We start from the raw sequence: 15,067 nt of genomic DNA on the forward strand, positions 1-15,067 counted from the left end.
TTCGACGGCGCGGCGAGGGGGTTGACTCGACAGGCGATCAGGGATCCGGAACAGTGGGAGGCTCCGGCATCCGATCGAAACGAGGCATCCGATGGCCAGCGCGAACTACGACACCGAGATCACCATGGCGCCGACGATGACGCCGCCCAGCGACCCCGCCATCGTGCCGGCCGACGCGCTGCGCATCGGCACGGGCCGTACGCGCCGGTTCGTCGGCCGCGACCACGGCGCGGGGATCTCGTACTTCTACGTCGACAACGACCCCGGCGAGGGCCCCGGCCTGCACTGGCACCCCTACGCCGAGACCTGGGTCGTCATCGAGGGCACCGCGCGCATCACCATCGGCGACCACGAGCTCATCGCGAACGCGGGCGACACCTCGACGGTGCCCGCGGGCGTGTGGCACGGGTTCAAGAACGCCGGCACCGGGCCGCTCCGGGTGCTCTGCATCCACGCGTCCGATGTCATCGTGCAGACCTGGGCCGAAGCGTAGGGCGGCGGTCGTCCACGCCGTTGCCGGTGTCGGCGGCCGCTGGCAGGGTGGCGGTATGGGGATCGAGGTGCGGCCGGCGACGAGGTTCGTCGACGTGCGTGCGGTGGTCGGGCCCAAGCGGCCCGACGCCAACGTGTGCTGGTGCCTGAGCTATCGACTCACGTCGTCGAAGGAGAACCTGTCGCTGAAGGGTCCTGATCGCGGCGAGCGCGTGAAGCAGCTGGTGCGACAGGATCCGCCGCCCGGCGTGCTCGCCTACGACGGCGACGAGGTCGTCGGCTGGGCGGGCGTGCATCCGCGCGCCGACACGAGCTTCGCCACGAATCGCAAGATCCCGCACGTCGACGACCTCGACGTCTGGTCGGTGTGGTGCATCCGAGTCCGCCCGGGGCACCGCGGCGAGGGCATCTCCCACCACCTGCTCGAGGGGGCGGTGCGGTTCGCGCGCGAGCACGGCGCCCCGGCGATCGAGGGCTACCCCGTCGACAACCACGGCGAGAAGGTCGACCTCACCATGGCCTACGTGGGCACGCGCCGACTGTTCGAGGCCGCGGGCTTCACGAAGGCGGCCGACACCGACTCGGTGCTCAAAGGCTTCCCGCGCGTGCTCATGCGGCTCGAGCTGGGCTGACGCGCGCATGGCCGATCGATTCCGCACCGTCGACGAGTTCCTCGCCGCGCAGGATCCCGCGCGCCGCACCCAAGTCGACGAGCTGCGGTCGCTCGTGCGCGAGGCCGACCCACGGCTCGTCGAGACGGTGAAGTGGAACTCGCCGAACTACGTGCTCGACGCCGTCGACCGGCTCACCGTGAACGCGGCCGGGCGCGGTCCGGTGCGCCTGATCCTGCACTTCGGCACGGCGCGCGCCGAGCAGGCCGGCGACGGCTCCGCGTTCGACGGCGATCCCGACGGGCTGCTCACGTGGCACTCCGACATCCGGGCGAGCCTCACGGCGCCGGCCGCCGACGACACCGCGGCCCGTGCAGCGACCGTCGAGGTCATACGCGCGTGGCTCGCCTTCGACCCCGGCGCCTGACGTCGCTGCCCCCGACCCGACGCGAACCCCGACGCCCTGAGGGCGCGCGCCGCCCTCAGTCGCCGCCCTCGAAGCGCGCGGCGCCCCGCCCGTCGACCGCTGCCGCGATGCGCCGCCGCTGCTCCTCGCTCATCGCGGGCAGGTTGCCGAGCGGATGCCAGCCGACCTCCGTCATCTCGCCGTCGGCGGGGAACGGCTCACCCTCGAGCCACGTGCACTGGAACGTCAGGTCGAGGTGGTCGGCCTGGTCGCCGTTCTCGTAGGTGATCCGCGGGATCTGGTGCACCCACGCGAGGTGGTCGACGCGGATGCGCACGCCCGCCTCCTCGAGCGCCTCGCGCCGCGCGGCATCCGCCGGCTCCTCGCCCGGATCGACGATGCCGGTGACGGGCGTCACGGCCCCGTTGTCGGAGCGCCGGCCGAGCAGCACCTCGTCGCCGCGCAGGATCACCGCGGTCACGCCCACGAGCGAGAGCGGGAGGGTGCCGACGTGGCGGCGCAGTTCGAGCACGAAATCGGGCGTGGGCATGCCTCGACCCTAGGCGACGGCGAGCGGATGTTTCGGAGCATCCGTGTCTCGCGGCCGACGGGTCAGAGGAACAGCTTGAACCCCACGTGCGACGCCGCGAAGCCGAGGCGCTCGTAGAAGCGGCGGGCGTCGGTGCGCCGCGCGTCGGACGTGAGCTGCACGAGCGCGGCGCCGCGTGCCCGGGCATCGTCGATCGCCCACCGGATCATCGCGCTGCCGAGGCCGAGCCCACGCAGCCGATCCGCGATGCGCACCGCCTCGACCTGCATGCGGCTCGCGCCACCGCGCGACAGGCCGGGGATCAGCGTGAGCTGCATGGTGCCGACCACCGAGCCGTCGGATGCCTCGACCGCCACGAGCGTCTGCGCCGGGTCCGCGTCGATCGCGGCGAACGCGCGCTCGTACCGCGCGAGGTGCTCGGGCGCCGCGCTGTCGTCGTTCGCGCGCAGCGCGTCGGACGCGATGAGCGCGACGAGCACGGCGAGGTCGTCGCGGCGAGCGCGGCGCAGGGTGAAGGTGGAGTCGCCGAGGGCGATCGTCGCGAGGGGCACGTCCCGAGCCTACGGTCGCGGCCCAGGACGCCCTTGCCGCGATCGATCCGTCGAAGATCCACAGTTCCGGCGATCGCGACCCTGCATGTGCGCCGGTTCGGCGACGCCGCAGCATCCGTATGCCGCGACTGGGCGATCCTGTGCATCCGGATGCCGCGACTGGGCGATCCTGAGCATCCGGATGCCGCGACTGGGCGATCTTGGCGACCCAGACCGCGCGCACCCCGCCAAGATCGCCCACTCGCCAATTCGATCCGGCTGAGTTGCACAGTGCTCGCGAATGCGGACCCTGCATCCGCGCCGGTTCGATCACGGATGACCCCGCGGCATCCGTCGCCTCGACCGTTCACCGCATGGACGCGGCCGTTCGTCGCGCCGCACTTCCGGAATGCGTCATCCATGCGCTATCGTCGAACACCTGACCGAACGATCGGTCAGGAATTGCGGCGCACCACCCCAGTGCCGGTCCCCTACCCGCAAGCATCAGAACAACGGAGTTCGCAATGTCGACATCTGTCCAGGAACAGGAACGCGCCGGGAGCGTCACCCGCGAGGAACGCAAGGTCCTCGCCGGCACGCTCGTGGGAACGTCCATCGAGTGGTACGACTTCTTCATCTACGCACAGGCCGCCGGCCTCGTGCTCGCCCCGCTCTTCCTCGCCCCGGTCGCCGAGTCCAACCCCGGCCTCGCGCAGGTGCTGTCGTTCGCCACGATCGGCATCTCGTTCCTCTTCCGCCCGCTCGGCGCCGTCGTCGCCGGCTACCTCGGCGACAAGCTCGGCCGCAAGAAGATGCTGGTCTTCACACTCGTCATGATGGGCATCTCGACCGCGCTCATCGGCTTCCTGCCGACGTATGCCGCGATCGGCATCGCCGCACCGATCCTGCTGATCCTGCTCCGCATCCTGCAGGGCTTCTCGGCAGGCGGCGAGTGGGGCGGCGCGGCGCTCATGGCCGTCGAGCACGCGCCCGACCAGAAGCGCGGCTTCTTCGGCGCGTTCCCGCAGATCGGCGTGCCGGTCGGCATGATCCTCGCGACCTCGACGCTGTTCATCCTCACCTCGTCCATGTCGCCCGAGGCGTTCATGGAGTGGGGTTGGCGCATCCCGTTCCTGCTCTCCATCGTGCTCATCGTCGTCGGCTACGTGATCCGCCGTGCGGTCGAAGAGAGCCCGATCTTCGAGGACCTCCTGCGCCGCCGCAAGGAGTCGTCGGCCCCGCTCGGCCAGCTCTTCCGCCACAACACGAAGAACGTCGTCCTCACGGCCATCATCTTCATCGGCAACAACGCGGCGGGCTACCTGCTGATCGCGTTCTTCGCGACCTACGCGGTCTCGGTGCTCGAGATGGACCGGCCCACGGTGCTGCTGGCCACCGCCCTCGCGTCGTTCGGCTGGCTCATCTTCACCCTGTGGGGCGGCGCGATCTCCGACCGCCTCGGCCGGGTGCGCACGTTCCAGATCGGCTACGGGTTCCTCGCCCTGTGGGCCGTGCCGATGTGGTTCCTCATCGACACCGGGAACATCGTCTGGTACTTCGTCGCCCTGTTCGTGATGACGTTCGGCCTCGGCCTCTCGTACGGCCCGCAGGCGTCGCTCTACGCCGAGATGTTCCCGGCCAACGTGCGCTACTCGGGCGTCTCGATCGGCTACGCGCTCGGCGCGATCCTCGGCGGCGCGTTCGCCCCGATGATCGCCGAGGCCCTCATGGGCGCGACCGGCCAGTCCTGGACGATCGGCGTCTACATCGCGATCGCCGCGGTCGTCTCGCTCATCGGCGTCTCGCTGGTGAAGGAGCCGAAGGGCGTCGATCTGCACGCGTAGGTCGTCGACAGACCGAAGAGCGGATGCCTCCCCTGCGGGGCATCCGCTCTTCGCATGTCCGGTCGGGCGCTGTCAGGCCGTGCGGTACAGCGGGTACAGCAGCCGCAGCAGCTCGGCCATCGCATCGGCGGGATCGAGCCCGTCGAGGAGTCCCGGCGGCACCACCATCGGGGGGAAGTGCGCCGGGGTCGCCTGCGACGCGTCGATCGACTCGCCGATCGCGGTCTCGAGGTCCGCGTGCGCGATGATGCCGTGCCGGTCGAGCCGCAGCCCCTCGTCGGGGTGCAGCTCGAGGATCGGCAGCGATCCGGATGCCTCGTGCAGGACCTCCGGCTGGAACAGGATCGGCAGCGAGTGCCGCTCGGCGAAGTCCACGGCGTCCTCGAGGTCGACGATCTCGGGCTGACCGCTCTCGTTCATCGACGTGCCTGCGACCCAGTCGACGCCCGCGCTCCACATCGCCGCGATGAGCTCGGATGCCCCGGGCATCCGCAGCGGGTCGAAGACCTGCACCCAGCGGCGTCCGTCCACCTCGGAGACGAGGTGCTCGGGGATGCCGATCTGCGGCGAGGCCGGGGCGCGCACGGCGACCATTCCCGCCAGTCGGTCGGCGAACCACGGCTCCTCGGCGAGGCGGCGCACGTCGGGCGGCACGGAAGCGACGTCGATGAGTTCGAGGGCCCTCCCGGGCCGGGTGCCGACGGCGAGCGGCTTGTGCCCGCGTGCCGCGCCCTTGATCGCCATGATCTCGTCGGCCACGCCCGCGTGGCTCCCGTCGACCAGGAGCCCGAACACCGTGCCGAAATGCGTGCCGACCACCCCACCGGCCCGGATCGCGTCGACGCCCTCGGCGATCGCCTCGGAATCGTCGTACGAGCAGATCTCCATGCGTCCCACCCCCACCACGATCATGGCCGAGGCGGCCCGAACGCGGAAGACGCGGAATCCGCGGAAGACACGGAAGAGCGGATGCCCCGTGCGAGGCATCCGCTCTTCCTTGATGGCCGGGCCGGACCCGAGCCGTGACGACGTCGGCCTAGAAGTCGAAGTCGCCGATGTTGTCCGCGTCGAAGACGAACGGGTCGCCGAGCAGGACGGTCCCGTCAGCGCCGACCTCGTAGTCGCCGAGCTTGCCGGCCTCGAACGAGTCGCCCTCTTCACCGGTGATCTCGCCCTCGATCAGCGCCTTCGCCGCGTACGCGGTGAGGTAGCCCAGGTCGGCCGGGTTCCACAGCGCGAACGCGGTGACCGTGCCGTCCTCGACGTACTCGCGCATCTGGTTCGGGGTGCCCAGGCCGGTCAGCGCGACCGTGCCCTTGTACTCCGAGGTCGACAGGTACCGGGCCGCGGCCGCGATGCCGACCGTGGTGGGCGAGATGATGCCCTTCAGGTTCGGGTGGGTCTGCAGCAGCGCCGCGGTCTTGTCGAAGGAGGTCTGGTCGTCGTCGTCGCCGTAGACGGTGTCCACCAGGGTGATGTTCGGGTGGTTCGCGAGTTCTTCCTTCATCAGCTCGATCCACGCGTTCTGGTTCGTCGCGTTCGCCGACGCCGAGAGGATCGCGATCTCGCCCGCGTCGCCGATCTGCTCGGCGATGAGGTCGATCTGCACCTTCGCGATGCCCTCCGCGGTGGCCTGGTTGATGAACAGGTCACGGCACTCGGGGTTCGTGTCCGAGTCGAACGTGACCACCTTCACGCCGGCGTCGCGGGCCTCGTTCAGCGCGTCGCAGATCGCCTCGGGGTCGTTCGCGGACACCGCGATCGCGCCCACGCCCTGCTGGGTCAGCGTGTTGATGTACGACACCTGCGAATCCGGGGTCGCCTCGGCCGGGCCGACCTCGGCGAACGTGCCGCCGAACTCCTCGATGGCCTCCTCGGCGCCCGCCGACGACGTGTCGAAGTACGGGTTGCCCAGGTTCTTCGGCAGGAACGTGATCGCCAGGTTGTCGCTGCCGCCCTCGCCGCCGCCCTCGGTGCCACCGGTGCCCGAATCCACCGCGCAGCCGGCCAGGACCAGCGCCGCGGCCGCGGCGAGCGCCGTCAGTGCGCCCGCACGCCGCTTGTTGTGAAACATCGTTGTTCTTCCCTTCATCGGATGAGGGCGATGGTGATCGCCTCGACGGTCGCGCAGCCCGGTCACCCTGCTGTGGAGGCCTCGACGCGCGGTGTTCCCCCTGGTGCTCGCCGCCGCTTTCGCAGCCAGGCCAGGAAGCTGGAGGTCACCACCGAGAGCACGAGCAGCACGCCGGTGATGATGTTGATGACGTCGGAGGTGACGTTCGCGAGGCGCAGCGCGCTCGCGAGCACCCCGATGAGGAGCACGCCGGCGATCACGCCGTGGATCGCGCCACGACCGCCGAAGATCGACACGCCGCCCAGGAGCACCGCGGCGATCACCTGCAGCTCGAGGCCCGTGGCGTTGTCGCCCCGCGCGCTGCCGTAGCGGAGCGTGTAGTAGATGCCCGCCAGCGCCGAGATGGTGCCCGAGAGCACGAACAGGATGAGCTTCGTCCGCTCCACCCGCACGCCCGAGAACCGCGCCGCCTCGCTCGAGAGGCCGATGGCGTAGATGCCGCGGCCGAACGGCGTGAAGTGCAGCAGCACCACGAACACCACGAGCAGCACGAGGAAGAGGAACAGCACGACCGGGATGTTGGAACCACCTACCCGGGCCTTGGCGAGATCGGTCCAGAAGTCGGGGAAGTCGGTGATCGCGGTGGTGCCGAGCAGTCCCACGGCGAGGCCGCGGTAGAGCGCGAGCGTACCGATGGTGACCGCGAGCGACGGCAGGCCGACCACGGTGATGAGGAAGCCGTTGATCGCGCCGCCGATCGCGCCGGCGACGATCGCCAGCACGGCGGCGATCTCGAACGGCACGCCGGCCTGGGTCATCACGCCCGTCAGCACGCTGGCGAGGCCCGCGATGCTCGCGACCGACAGGTCGATCTCGCCCGTGATGATGATGAGGGTCATCGGCAGGGCGATGAGCAGGATCGGCATCACGTCGAGGAGCAGGAAGGTGAGCGTGATCGGCTGGCTGAAGCCGCGCACGCTCAGGACCGCAACGACGGACGCGATCACGAGCAGGCCGATGATCGCCATCTCGCGGGTCAGCAGCACGCGCTGCCACAGGGGCCGGTCGTAGTCGCGGTAGGTGCGCACGGCCGCGTCGGTGGTGGTGGTCGCGGTCATTCGCCTTCCTCCCTGGCCTCGAGGAGCTTCCGTTTCTGCCGGATCGCGAGGACGCGGTCGAGCACGATGGCGCCGATGATGAGGGCGCCGACGACCGCGCGCTGCCAGAAGTCGGGGATGCCGAGGATCGGAAGCGCGCGGTTGATGGTGAGCAGCAGCACGGCGCCGATCGCGGCGCCCCACACGGTCCCGCTGCCGCCGAAGATCGCGACGCCGCCGATCACCGCGGCGCCGACCGCGTCGAGCTCCCAGCCCGATCCGGCCTGCGAGCTGATCGTGCCGTAGCGCGCAGCGTAGAGCACGCCGCCGAGTCCGGCGAGCGCCCCCGAGAGCACGAACGCGGTGAGCAGGCGCCGGGTGACCCGCAGGCCGTACAGCTCCGCGGCCGCCGGGTCGGACCCGATCGCGTAGAACTCGCGCCCGCCGCGCGTGTTCTTCATGAGCCAGCCCGCGACGGCGAGCACGACGAGGGCGATGATCGTGAGGATCGGGATGAACAGGATCTGCCCCGTGCCGAGCGCGAGGAAGTCGCGCGGCAGGTCGGACGCGTTGATGCGGTCGCCGCCGGTCCAGAGCACGTTGATGCCGCGGTAGGCGTAGAGCGTGCCCAGCGTGATGACGAGCGAGGGCACTTTCGCGAACGCGACGAGCGCGCCGTTCACGAGTCCGAGCAGCCCTCCGAAGATGATCACGATGACGAACACCGCGACGATCGGGATGCCCTCGAGGTCGATGAACAGCCGGCCGCACAGGTAGGCCGACAGGCCGAGCACCGAGCCGACCGACAGGTCGACGTTGCGCGTGATGATGACGATCGCCTGACCCACCGCGAGCAGCACGAGGATCGACGGGGTCAGCAGCAGGTCGCGCCATCCGTCGGTGCTGAACAGGAAGTTCGGGTTCGCGATCGTCGCGGCGACGATCACGAGCAGCAGCGCGATGAGGATGCCGAACTCGCGGGCGGCGCCGACGGCGCGCAGGCGCTTCGTGACGTCGGACTTCTCGATCGTGGCGGTCACGAGTGGGCTCCCTGCGCGTGGGTCGCGGCGAACATCACGTTCTCGCTGGTGGCGTCGGCGCGGTCGATCTCGGCGGTGATGCGGCCCTCGCGCATGACGAGCACGCGGTCGGCCATGCCGAGCACCTCGGGCAGCTCCGACGAGATCATGAGGATGCCGATGCCGCGGCCTGCGAGCTCGGAGAGCAGCCGGTGCACCTCGGCCTTGGTGCCGACGTCGATGCCGCGGGTCGGCTCGTCGACGATGAGCACCCGCGGCTCGGTCGCGAGCCACTTGCCGAGCACGACCTTCTGCTGGTTGCCACCCGACAGGGTCGCGGCGACGGTCGACAGCGCATTGGTCTTCACCTCGAGCCGGCTGGCCCACACCTTCGCGGCGCGGTTCTCGAAGCCCGACGTGATGATGCCCGCCTTCGCGAGCTGGTTGCGGATCGAGAGGGTGATGTTGCGGGCCACGGATGACTCGAGCACGAGTCCCTGCTTGCGGCGGTCCTCGGGCACCAGCGCGATGCCCTGCAGCATGGCCCGCGCCGGGTCGCCCTTCTTCACCGGACGCCCCTCGAGCGTGACCGAGCCGGAGTCGTAGCCGTCGACGCCGAACACCGCACGAGCGACCTCGCTGCGGCCCGCGCCGACGAGGCCCGCCAGGCCGACGATCTCGCCGGCGCGCACGGTGAAGGAGATGTCGTGGAACACGCCCGCGCTCGACAGGCCCTCGACCTCGAGCAGCGGCTCGCCGATCTCGGCCTCGATCTTCGGGAACAGGTCGGTCACGTCGCGGCCGACCATCTGGCGCACGAGCTCGTCGACGGTCGTCTCGGCGATGGGCGTCGTCGCGATGTACGAGCCGTCGCGCATGACCGTGACGGTGTCGCACAGGTCGAACACCTCGTCGAACCGGTGGGAGATGAACAGCAGCGCCCGGCCCTCGTCGCGCAGGCTCCGCGCGATCGCGAAGAGCCGGTCGACCTCGACGCCCGACAGCGCCGCCGTCGGCTCGTCCATGATCAGCACGCGCGCGTCGAGCGACACGGCCTTGGCGATCTCGATGACCTGCTGGTCGGCGATCGACAGGCCCTCGGCCGGTCGGTCGGGGTCGATGCGCACGCCGAGGCGCTGGAACAGCGACTCAACCTCGCGGCGCATGGCCTTGCGGTCGATACGGCCGAACCTGCCCACAGGCTGGCGGCCCATGAACACGTTCTCGGTGACCGACAGGTCGGGGAACAGCGTCGGCTCCTGGTAGATCACGGCGATGCCCGCGGACTTCGACTGGGCGGTCGACGTGAAGTCGACCTCCTCGCCGTTCAGGCGGAATTCGCCCGCGTCGCGGCGGTACAGCCCGGCCACGATCTTGACCAGCGTGGACTTGCCGGCGCCGTTCTCGCCGATGAGCGCATGGATGGAGCCCTGCTGCATGCGCAGGCTCCCGGAGCGCAGTGCGACGACGGCGCCGAACGACTTGACGACCCGGGAGAGCTCCAGCATGGGGGGCGCCGCGGCCGGCGGGATGTCCGTCTGCACGAGTTCCTCCTCGTCGAGGGTGAAAATGAATCTGAATCGATTCAGGGCCGATTCAGGGCTACTCTATGGACGGACGGGTGATCGGTCAAGTCACCCGGGACATCGGTGCAACATCGACGACGAGGAGCACGAATGCCACCGGCCAGCATCCGCGATGTGGCGCAGCACGCCGGGGTGTCAGTCGGCACGGTCTCCAACGTGCTGAACCGCCCCGACGAGGTGTCGGCGGAGTCGATCGCGCGCGTGAACCGTGCGATCGAGGCCCTCGGCTACGTGCGCAACGACGCGGCGCGCAAGCTCAGGGCCGGCGTCTCGACCACCGTGGGGTTCGTCGTGCTCAACGGCCAGAACCCGTTCTTCAACGACGTCGTGCGCGGTGCGGAGGACGAGGCCTCACGGCACAACATCGCGATCCTCTACGGCAACACCGATGAAGACGTCTCGCGCGAGAAGCTCTACCTCGACCTGTTCGAGGAGCAGCAGGTGCGCGGCGTGCTCATCTCGCCGTACGGCGACATCCTCCCCCGGCTCGAGCGGCTCCGCTCGCGCGGCATCGCGGCCGTGCTCGTCGACCGGTTCGGCGGCAGCAGCCGGTTCAGCTCGGTGTCGGTCGACTCGGTCGCCGGCGGTCGCATGGCGGTCGAGCACCTCATCGAGACCGGGCGTCGACGCATCGCCTTCGTGGGCGGGCCGTTCGACATCCGCCAGGTCAACGACCGGCTGGCCGGCGCTCGCGTCGCGGCCGAGAACGCCGGCGAGCACGTCGAGCTCGAGGTCGTCGCGACGGCGGCCATGACGGTCGACGAGGGCGCGGCCGCCGGTGCCCGCATCGTCTCCCGCCCGCGCCACGAGTGGCCCGACGCCCTCTTCGCCGCGAACGACCTCATCGCGCTCGGCCTGCTGCAGTCCCTCGTCGTCGGCGGGCGGATGCTGGTGCCCGACGAGATCGCGATCATCGGGTTCGACGACATCGCGTTCGCCGGCGCGGCCGCCGTGCCGCTCTCGTCGATGCGCCAGCCGAGCGGCATGATCGGCCGCACCGCGCTGCGCATCCTCCTCGAGGAGACCGCCGACCCCGAGCACATCCCCCGGCAGACGGTGTTCCAGCCCGAGCTCGTGGTGCGCCGGTCGACCGACCCCGCGCCGCGACGCGCGCTCTGAGCCAGGCGGATGCCGCGGGGCATCCGCTCGCTCTCGACGCTCGCGAGCGGTGACGGATGCCGCGTGCCGGTCGCGCCGGCTCAGACGAGGATGACGAGCTTGCCGCGCACGTTCCCGGCCTCGCTCACCCGATGGGCCTCGGCGGCCTCGTCGAGCCCGAACGTGCGGCTGACCTCGAGCTCGAACCGGCCCTCGGCGGCGAGATCCGCGACGCGGGCCGTCGCCTCGTCGCGCCACCGCTGCTGCTCGGCGGTGAGCGGCACGGCGCTGCCGCCCGCGTAGGCGTGGATGCCCCACCTCGGCGCGTCCGCACCGCGCACCACCGTCGCGATGCGGTCCCGGTCGGCGACGAGCGCGACGGAGGCGTCGAGCGCCTCATCGGTGCCTGCAGCGTCGAGCGCGACCGTGACGCCCTCGGGCGCGACCGCCCGCACGCGATCGACGAGCCCCGCGCCGTACGTCACGGGCTCGGCGCCCAGCTCGCGCAGCCGGTCGTGGTTCGGCTCGCTCGCGGTGGCGACGACGCGGGCGCCCTCGGCGACGGCGAACTGGATCGCGGCCTGCCCGACGCCGCCGGCGCCGGCGTGCAGGAGCAGCGTGTCACCCGGCCCCACGCCGAGCGAGCGGATCGCCTGGTACGCCGTGCCGACGGGCACGCCGATACTCGCGGCCTCGGCCCAGCCGAGTCCGGCGGGCTTGGGCACCAGCCGTTCCGCGGGAACGACGACCTGCGTCGCGTACGCACCGCGCGCGCTGCGCACGATGACCTCGTCGCCGACGTGCACACCGGCGACGCCCGCACCGACCGCCTCGACGACGCCCGCGGCATCCGCCCCCGGACGCACCGCGCGACCACCCGTGCCGTTGCCGCGGACGCCCGAGCGGAGCTTCCAGTCGATCGGGTTCACGCCCGCGGCGCGCACCGCGACGACGACCTCGCCGGGCCCTGGCACCGCGTCGGGCACCTCCTCGAGGTGCAGCACCTCGGGTCCGCCGATCTCGCGGTAGACGACTGCTCTGGCCATGGTGTCCTCTCGGTCGGGTCACTCCAGCCTCGCGCATCCCGCCGTGTGCGGCCGAATGTTGCGAACGTGGTCGCGCGAGCGGTGGTGGCGGCCGCGCCGCCACTCTGGTTTGCTGCTCCGATGGGGGAGTACACGGTCGCCGACTACCTGCTCGATCGCCTCGCCGAGGAGGGCGTGCGACATCTCTTCGGCGTGCCGGGCGACTTCACGCTCGGATTCCTCGACCACGTCGAGGCGCACGATCGCATCGAGTGGGTCGGCTGCGCGAACGAGCTGAATGCCGGATACGCGGCCGACGGGTACGCCCGCATGCACGGTCTCGGTGCGCTCAGCACCACCTTCGGCGTGGGCGAGCTCTCGGCCGTCAACGCCGTGGCGGGCAGTTACTCAGAGCACGTGCCGGTCGTGCACGTCGTCGGCGCCCCGACCACGGCCGTGCAGGCGGCCGGCAGGGCGACCCACCACACCCTCGGCGACGGCGACTTCGGCCATTTCGCGCGCATGGCCACCGAGGTCACCGCGACGCAGGCCGTGCTCACGGCGGCGGATGCCACGTCGCAGATCGACCGCGTGCTCGTGGAGGTGCGCGACCGACGGCTGCCCGGCTACCTGATGCTGCCGGCCGACGTCGCGGAGACCCCCGTCGCTCCCCCGTCCGCGCCGCTCGAGGCGCATCCGGCCGTCACCGATCCGGCCGCGCTCGAGGCCTTCCGCCGGACGCTGGCCGAGCGGATGCCGCACGCCCCTCGCCTGGCGGTGCTGGCCGACATCCTCGTGCACCGGCTCGACTGCGAGGCCCACCTGCACCGGCTCCTCGACGCGGGCGTGCCGCACGCCACGCTGCTCTGGGGACGCCGGGTCGTCGACGAATCGGCGCCGGCGTACCTCGGCGCCTACCTCGGCGAGGCCAGCGACCCGGCCGTACGCGACGGGATCGAGTCCGCCGACCTGCTCGTCATGACGGGCGTGCAGTTCACCGACCTCACGAGCGGCTTCTTCAGCCAGCGGATCGACCCGCAGCGCACCCTCGAGATCCGCGGCGAGGTCACGCGCCTGGGCGACACGACGTTCGAGCCGCTCGCCATGGGCGACGCCCTCGACGCGGTGACCGAAGCCGTGCTCGCGTGCGCCGACACACTCCAGCTCGTGACGGCCGAGGCCGAAGCCGACTCGGCCACCACGGCGACGGATGCCGCGATCGACGCCGACGCCCGCGAGCCCGCCGCCGCAGCCGCAGCAGTCGGCCACGAGCGCCCGGCCGCGGCATCCGCACCGCTCGACCAGGAACGGCTGTGGCAGCAGGTCGCGGCGTGGATCGAGCCCGGCGACCTCGTGCTCTGCGACGTGGGCACCGCGTACTACGGCATGGCGAGCCACCGGCTCCCGCACGGCGTCACGTTCGTCGGCCAGCCGCTCTGGGCGGCGATCGGCTTCACGCTGCCCGCGCTGCTCGGCGCCGCGCTCGCGAGCCCCGACCTGCGCCCCGTGCTGCTCATCGGCGACGGCGCCGCCCAGCTCACGATCGCCGAGCTCGGCACGCTGCTGCGGCACGGCATCCCGGCGATCGTGCTCGTCGTCGACAACGACGGCTACACCATCGAGCGCGTGATCCACGGGCCCACCGCGACCTACAACGACATCGCACGGTGGGACTGGACCGCCCTGGTGTCCGCCTTCGACCGATCGGGCACCGCATTCGGCGTACGCGCCGCCACGGCCGAGGAGCTGGACGAGGCGCTCGGGATGGCGCGCACGCGCGACGCCCTCACGCTCGTGCAGGCGGTCGTGCCCCGCGACGACGTGCCGCCCAGCCTCGAAGCGCTCGGGAAGGTGGCGGCAGCGGCGAACCGCCGGGCACCGTAGGTCCCATGGACCATCGCGAGCCCTCGTGTCAAGTCCCTGCTCTCGTGCACCCCGATCGCCTAGCCTTCCCGGACCGGCGAGGACGCGCCGGCACGTGAGGGAGGGTCGACGTGGACCTGCTGTTCGACGTGATGACGGGAGTCGGCCTGGCCGCGATCGCCGGCCTCCTGCTCTTCTTCTACGTCGCGCTGTCGCGCGCGCCGCGGGATCGCCGGCGTGGACGCCACGTCGCGGGACCAGCCCTGTGGGCTCAGCCCTGGAAGTCCTCGGGGTCGACGTCGTCGAGGAACCGCTTGAACTCGTCGACCTTGGCGTCGTCGGTGCGCGGATCGGCCAGCTCCGCAGGGATCCCCGCCTCCTCGAGCACGCGCTCGGCCACGTAGAGCGGCGCCTCGCTCCGCAGCGTCAGCGCGATGGCATCCGACGGACGCGCGTCGAGCACGAGGCTGCCCGAGGGCGTCGCGAGCGTGATCTCGGCGTAGAACGTGCCGTCCTCGATGCGGGTCACGTCGACGCGCTCGATCCGGGCGCCGAGCGTCTCGAGGAACGTCGTCATGAGGTCGTGCGTCAGCGGCCGGGGCGCCTGCTCGCCCTCGAGCGCGAGCAGGATCGAGGTCGCCTCCTGGGAGCCGATCCAGATCGGCAGCACCCGGCGCGCGTTCGGGTCCTCGAGCAGCGGCTTCAGCAGCACGATGTGCTGGCGCGCGGCATCCAGCGCGACGCCGAGGACGCGGACCTGGACCATGTGTGCCCCTCCCCTCGATGCCCGGGGCGTGACACTGCCATCGTACGTCGGGTGGCCGGGTCGCGGAGGGGACGACCGGACGGCGGTCGCGGTGGGGACGAACGGA

Annotated in this window: 15 protein-coding genes; 6 read left to right on the top strand and 9 right to left on the bottom strand. The window is 71.2% G+C overall.

Annotated features, from left to right (window positions below; genetic code table 11):
* Window positions 1-91 precede the first annotated feature (91 nt).
* From ACWEOH_RS04310 to ACWEOH_RS04320, 3 genes are read left to right on the top strand one after another with little or no spacing between them, the layout of a single operon-like run.
* Window positions 92-493 carry a cupin domain-containing protein gene (locus ACWEOH_RS04310; protein ID WP_452028562.1) on the top strand — a complete coding sequence of 134 codons (402 nt, stop codon included), beginning with the start codon at window positions 92-94 and terminating at the stop codon, window positions 491-493.
* A 55-nt stretch (window positions 494-548) separates the two neighbouring features.
* Window positions 549-1,124, top strand: coding sequence for a GNAT family N-acetyltransferase (locus tag ACWEOH_RS04315; protein ID WP_452028563.1), 576 nt, complete (start codon window positions 549-551; stop codon window positions 1,122-1,124).
* 7 nt (window positions 1,125-1,131) lie between these two features.
* On the top strand, window positions 1,132-1,530 hold the full coding sequence (locus ACWEOH_RS04320; RefSeq protein WP_452028565.1) for a DUF1801 domain-containing protein: 399 nt from the start codon (window positions 1,132-1,134) through the stop codon (window positions 1,528-1,530).
* A 55-nt stretch (window positions 1,531-1,585) separates the two neighbouring features.
* Here the strand turns inward: ACWEOH_RS04320 and ACWEOH_RS04325 are convergent, their stop codons facing one another.
* On the bottom strand, window positions 1,586-2,059 hold the full coding sequence (locus tag ACWEOH_RS04325; RefSeq protein WP_452028566.1) for an NUDIX hydrolase: 474 nt from the start codon (window positions 2,057-2,059) through the stop codon (window positions 1,586-1,588).
* A gap of 62 nt (window positions 2,060-2,121) precedes the next feature.
* Window positions 2,122-2,610: an N-acetyltransferase family protein gene (locus ACWEOH_RS04330; RefSeq protein ID WP_452028567.1), complete on the bottom strand. Its 489-nt coding sequence runs from the start codon at window positions 2,608-2,610 to the stop codon at window positions 2,122-2,124.
* Between the two features lie 503 nt (window positions 2,611-3,113).
* On the opposite strand from ACWEOH_RS04330, the gene ACWEOH_RS04335 reads away from it, so the two are divergent.
* Window positions 3,114-4,433 (top strand): MFS transporter, encoded by a 1,320-nt coding sequence (locus ACWEOH_RS04335; RefSeq protein ID WP_452028569.1) that lies wholly within the window; start codon window positions 3,114-3,116, stop codon window positions 4,431-4,433.
* 72 nt (window positions 4,434-4,505) lie between these two features.
* Here the strand turns inward: ACWEOH_RS04335 and ACWEOH_RS04340 are convergent, their stop codons facing one another.
* The 5 genes from ACWEOH_RS04340 to ACWEOH_RS04360 form a co-directional block, all read right to left on the bottom strand.
* On the bottom strand, window positions 4,506-5,420 hold the full coding sequence (locus tag ACWEOH_RS04340) for a hypothetical protein (protein WP_452028571.1): 915 nt from the start codon (window positions 5,418-5,420) through the stop codon (window positions 4,506-4,508).
* A gap of 49 nt (window positions 5,421-5,469) precedes the next feature.
* Window positions 5,470-6,507: a rhamnose ABC transporter substrate-binding protein gene (gene rhaS, locus ACWEOH_RS04345; RefSeq protein ID WP_452028572.1), complete on the bottom strand. Its 1,038-nt coding sequence runs from the start codon at window positions 6,505-6,507 to the stop codon at window positions 5,470-5,472.
* Window positions 6,508-6,569: 62 nt separating this feature from the next.
* A complete protein-coding gene (locus tag ACWEOH_RS04350; RefSeq protein WP_452028574.1) occupies window positions 6,570-7,625 on the bottom strand; it encodes an ABC transporter permease in 1,056 nt (351 codons plus the stop codon).
* Window positions 7,622-8,644: an ABC transporter permease gene (locus ACWEOH_RS04355; protein WP_452028576.1), complete on the bottom strand. Its 1,023-nt coding sequence runs from the start codon at window positions 8,642-8,644 to the stop codon at window positions 7,622-7,624. Before ACWEOH_RS04355 ends, ACWEOH_RS04350 begins: the two co-directional genes overlap by 4 nt.
* Window positions 8,641-10,131: a sugar ABC transporter ATP-binding protein gene (locus ACWEOH_RS04360; protein ID WP_452031844.1), complete on the bottom strand. Its 1,491-nt coding sequence runs from the start codon at window positions 10,129-10,131 to the stop codon at window positions 8,641-8,643. The genes ACWEOH_RS04355 and ACWEOH_RS04360 overlap by 4 nt, the downstream gene beginning before the upstream one ends.
* Before the next feature lie 168 nt (window positions 10,132-10,299).
* Between ACWEOH_RS04360 and ACWEOH_RS04365 the strand changes: the two genes are divergently transcribed.
* The gene (locus ACWEOH_RS04365) at window positions 10,300-11,328 is read left to right on the top strand and encodes a LacI family DNA-binding transcriptional regulator (RefSeq protein WP_452028578.1); all 1,029 of its coding nucleotides are present in this window, start codon (window positions 10,300-10,302) and stop codon (window positions 11,326-11,328) included.
* An 80-nt stretch (window positions 11,329-11,408) separates the two neighbouring features.
* Here ACWEOH_RS04365 and ACWEOH_RS04370 read toward each other — a convergent pair whose 3' ends face one another.
* The gene (locus ACWEOH_RS04370) at window positions 11,409-12,353 is read right to left on the bottom strand and encodes an NADP-dependent oxidoreductase (protein ID WP_452028580.1); all 945 of its coding nucleotides are present in this window, start codon (window positions 12,351-12,353) and stop codon (window positions 11,409-11,411) included.
* A 120-nt stretch (window positions 12,354-12,473) separates the two neighbouring features.
* Here ACWEOH_RS04370 and ACWEOH_RS04375 point away from each other — a divergent pair, with 120 nt between their 5' ends.
* Window positions 12,474-14,216 (top strand): alpha-keto acid decarboxylase family protein, encoded by a 1,743-nt coding sequence (locus ACWEOH_RS04375; protein WP_452028582.1) that lies wholly within the window; start codon window positions 12,474-12,476, stop codon window positions 14,214-14,216.
* Between the two features lie 250 nt (window positions 14,217-14,466).
* On the opposite strand, the gene ACWEOH_RS04380 is transcribed toward ACWEOH_RS04375, so the two are convergent.
* Entirely contained in the window at window positions 14,467-14,961 is a 495-nt protein-coding gene (locus ACWEOH_RS04380; RefSeq protein ID WP_452028584.1) for a bifunctional nuclease family protein, read from the bottom strand.
* Between the last annotated feature and the right edge of the window lie 106 nt (window positions 14,962-15,067).

The sequence above is a fragment of the Agromyces sp. NPDC004153 genome, assembly GCF_053603635.1.

Excerpts from the sequence above, each read along its gene's own strand:
- ACWEOH_RS04365 (WP_452028578.1), top strand. The coding sequence starts at position 10,300 with ATGCCACCGGCCAGCATCCGCGATGTGGCGCAGCACGCCGGGGTGTCA.
- ACWEOH_RS04310 (WP_452028562.1), top strand. The coding sequence starts at position 92 with ATGGCCAGCGCGAACTACGACACCGAGATCACCATGGCGCCGACGATG.
- ACWEOH_RS04335 (WP_452028569.1), top strand. The coding sequence starts at position 3,114 with ATGTCGACATCTGTCCAGGAACAGGAACGCGCCGGGAGCGTCACCCGC.
- rhaS (WP_452028572.1), bottom strand. The coding sequence starts at position 6,507 with ATGTTTCACAACAAGCGGCGTGCGGGCGCACTGACGGCGCTCGCCGCG.
- ACWEOH_RS04360 (WP_452031844.1), bottom strand. The coding sequence starts at position 10,131 with ATGCTGGAGCTCTCCCGGGTCGTCAAGTCGTTCGGCGCCGTCGTCGCA.
- ACWEOH_RS04315 (WP_452028563.1), top strand. The coding sequence starts at position 549 with ATGGGGATCGAGGTGCGGCCGGCGACGAGGTTCGTCGACGTGCGTGCG.
- ACWEOH_RS04320 (WP_452028565.1), top strand. The coding sequence starts at position 1,132 with ATGGCCGATCGATTCCGCACCGTCGACGAGTTCCTCGCCGCGCAGGAT.
- ACWEOH_RS04380 (WP_452028584.1), bottom strand. The coding sequence starts at position 14,961 with ATGGTCCAGGTCCGCGTCCTCGGCGTCGCGCTGGATGCCGCGCGCCAG.
- ACWEOH_RS04375 (WP_452028582.1), top strand. The coding sequence starts at position 12,474 with ATGGGGGAGTACACGGTCGCCGACTACCTGCTCGATCGCCTCGCCGAG.
- ACWEOH_RS04325 (WP_452028566.1), bottom strand. The coding sequence starts at position 2,059 with ATGCCCACGCCCGATTTCGTGCTCGAACTGCGCCGCCACGTCGGCACC.
- ACWEOH_RS04370 (WP_452028580.1), bottom strand. The coding sequence starts at position 12,353 with ATGGCCAGAGCAGTCGTCTACCGCGAGATCGGCGGACCCGAGGTGCTG.
- ACWEOH_RS04340 (WP_452028571.1), bottom strand. The coding sequence starts at position 5,420 with ATGCCTCGCACGGGGCATCCGCTCTTCCGTGTCTTCCGCGGATTCCGC.
- ACWEOH_RS04350 (WP_452028574.1), bottom strand. The coding sequence starts at position 7,625 with ATGACCGCGACCACCACCACCGACGCGGCCGTGCGCACCTACCGCGAC.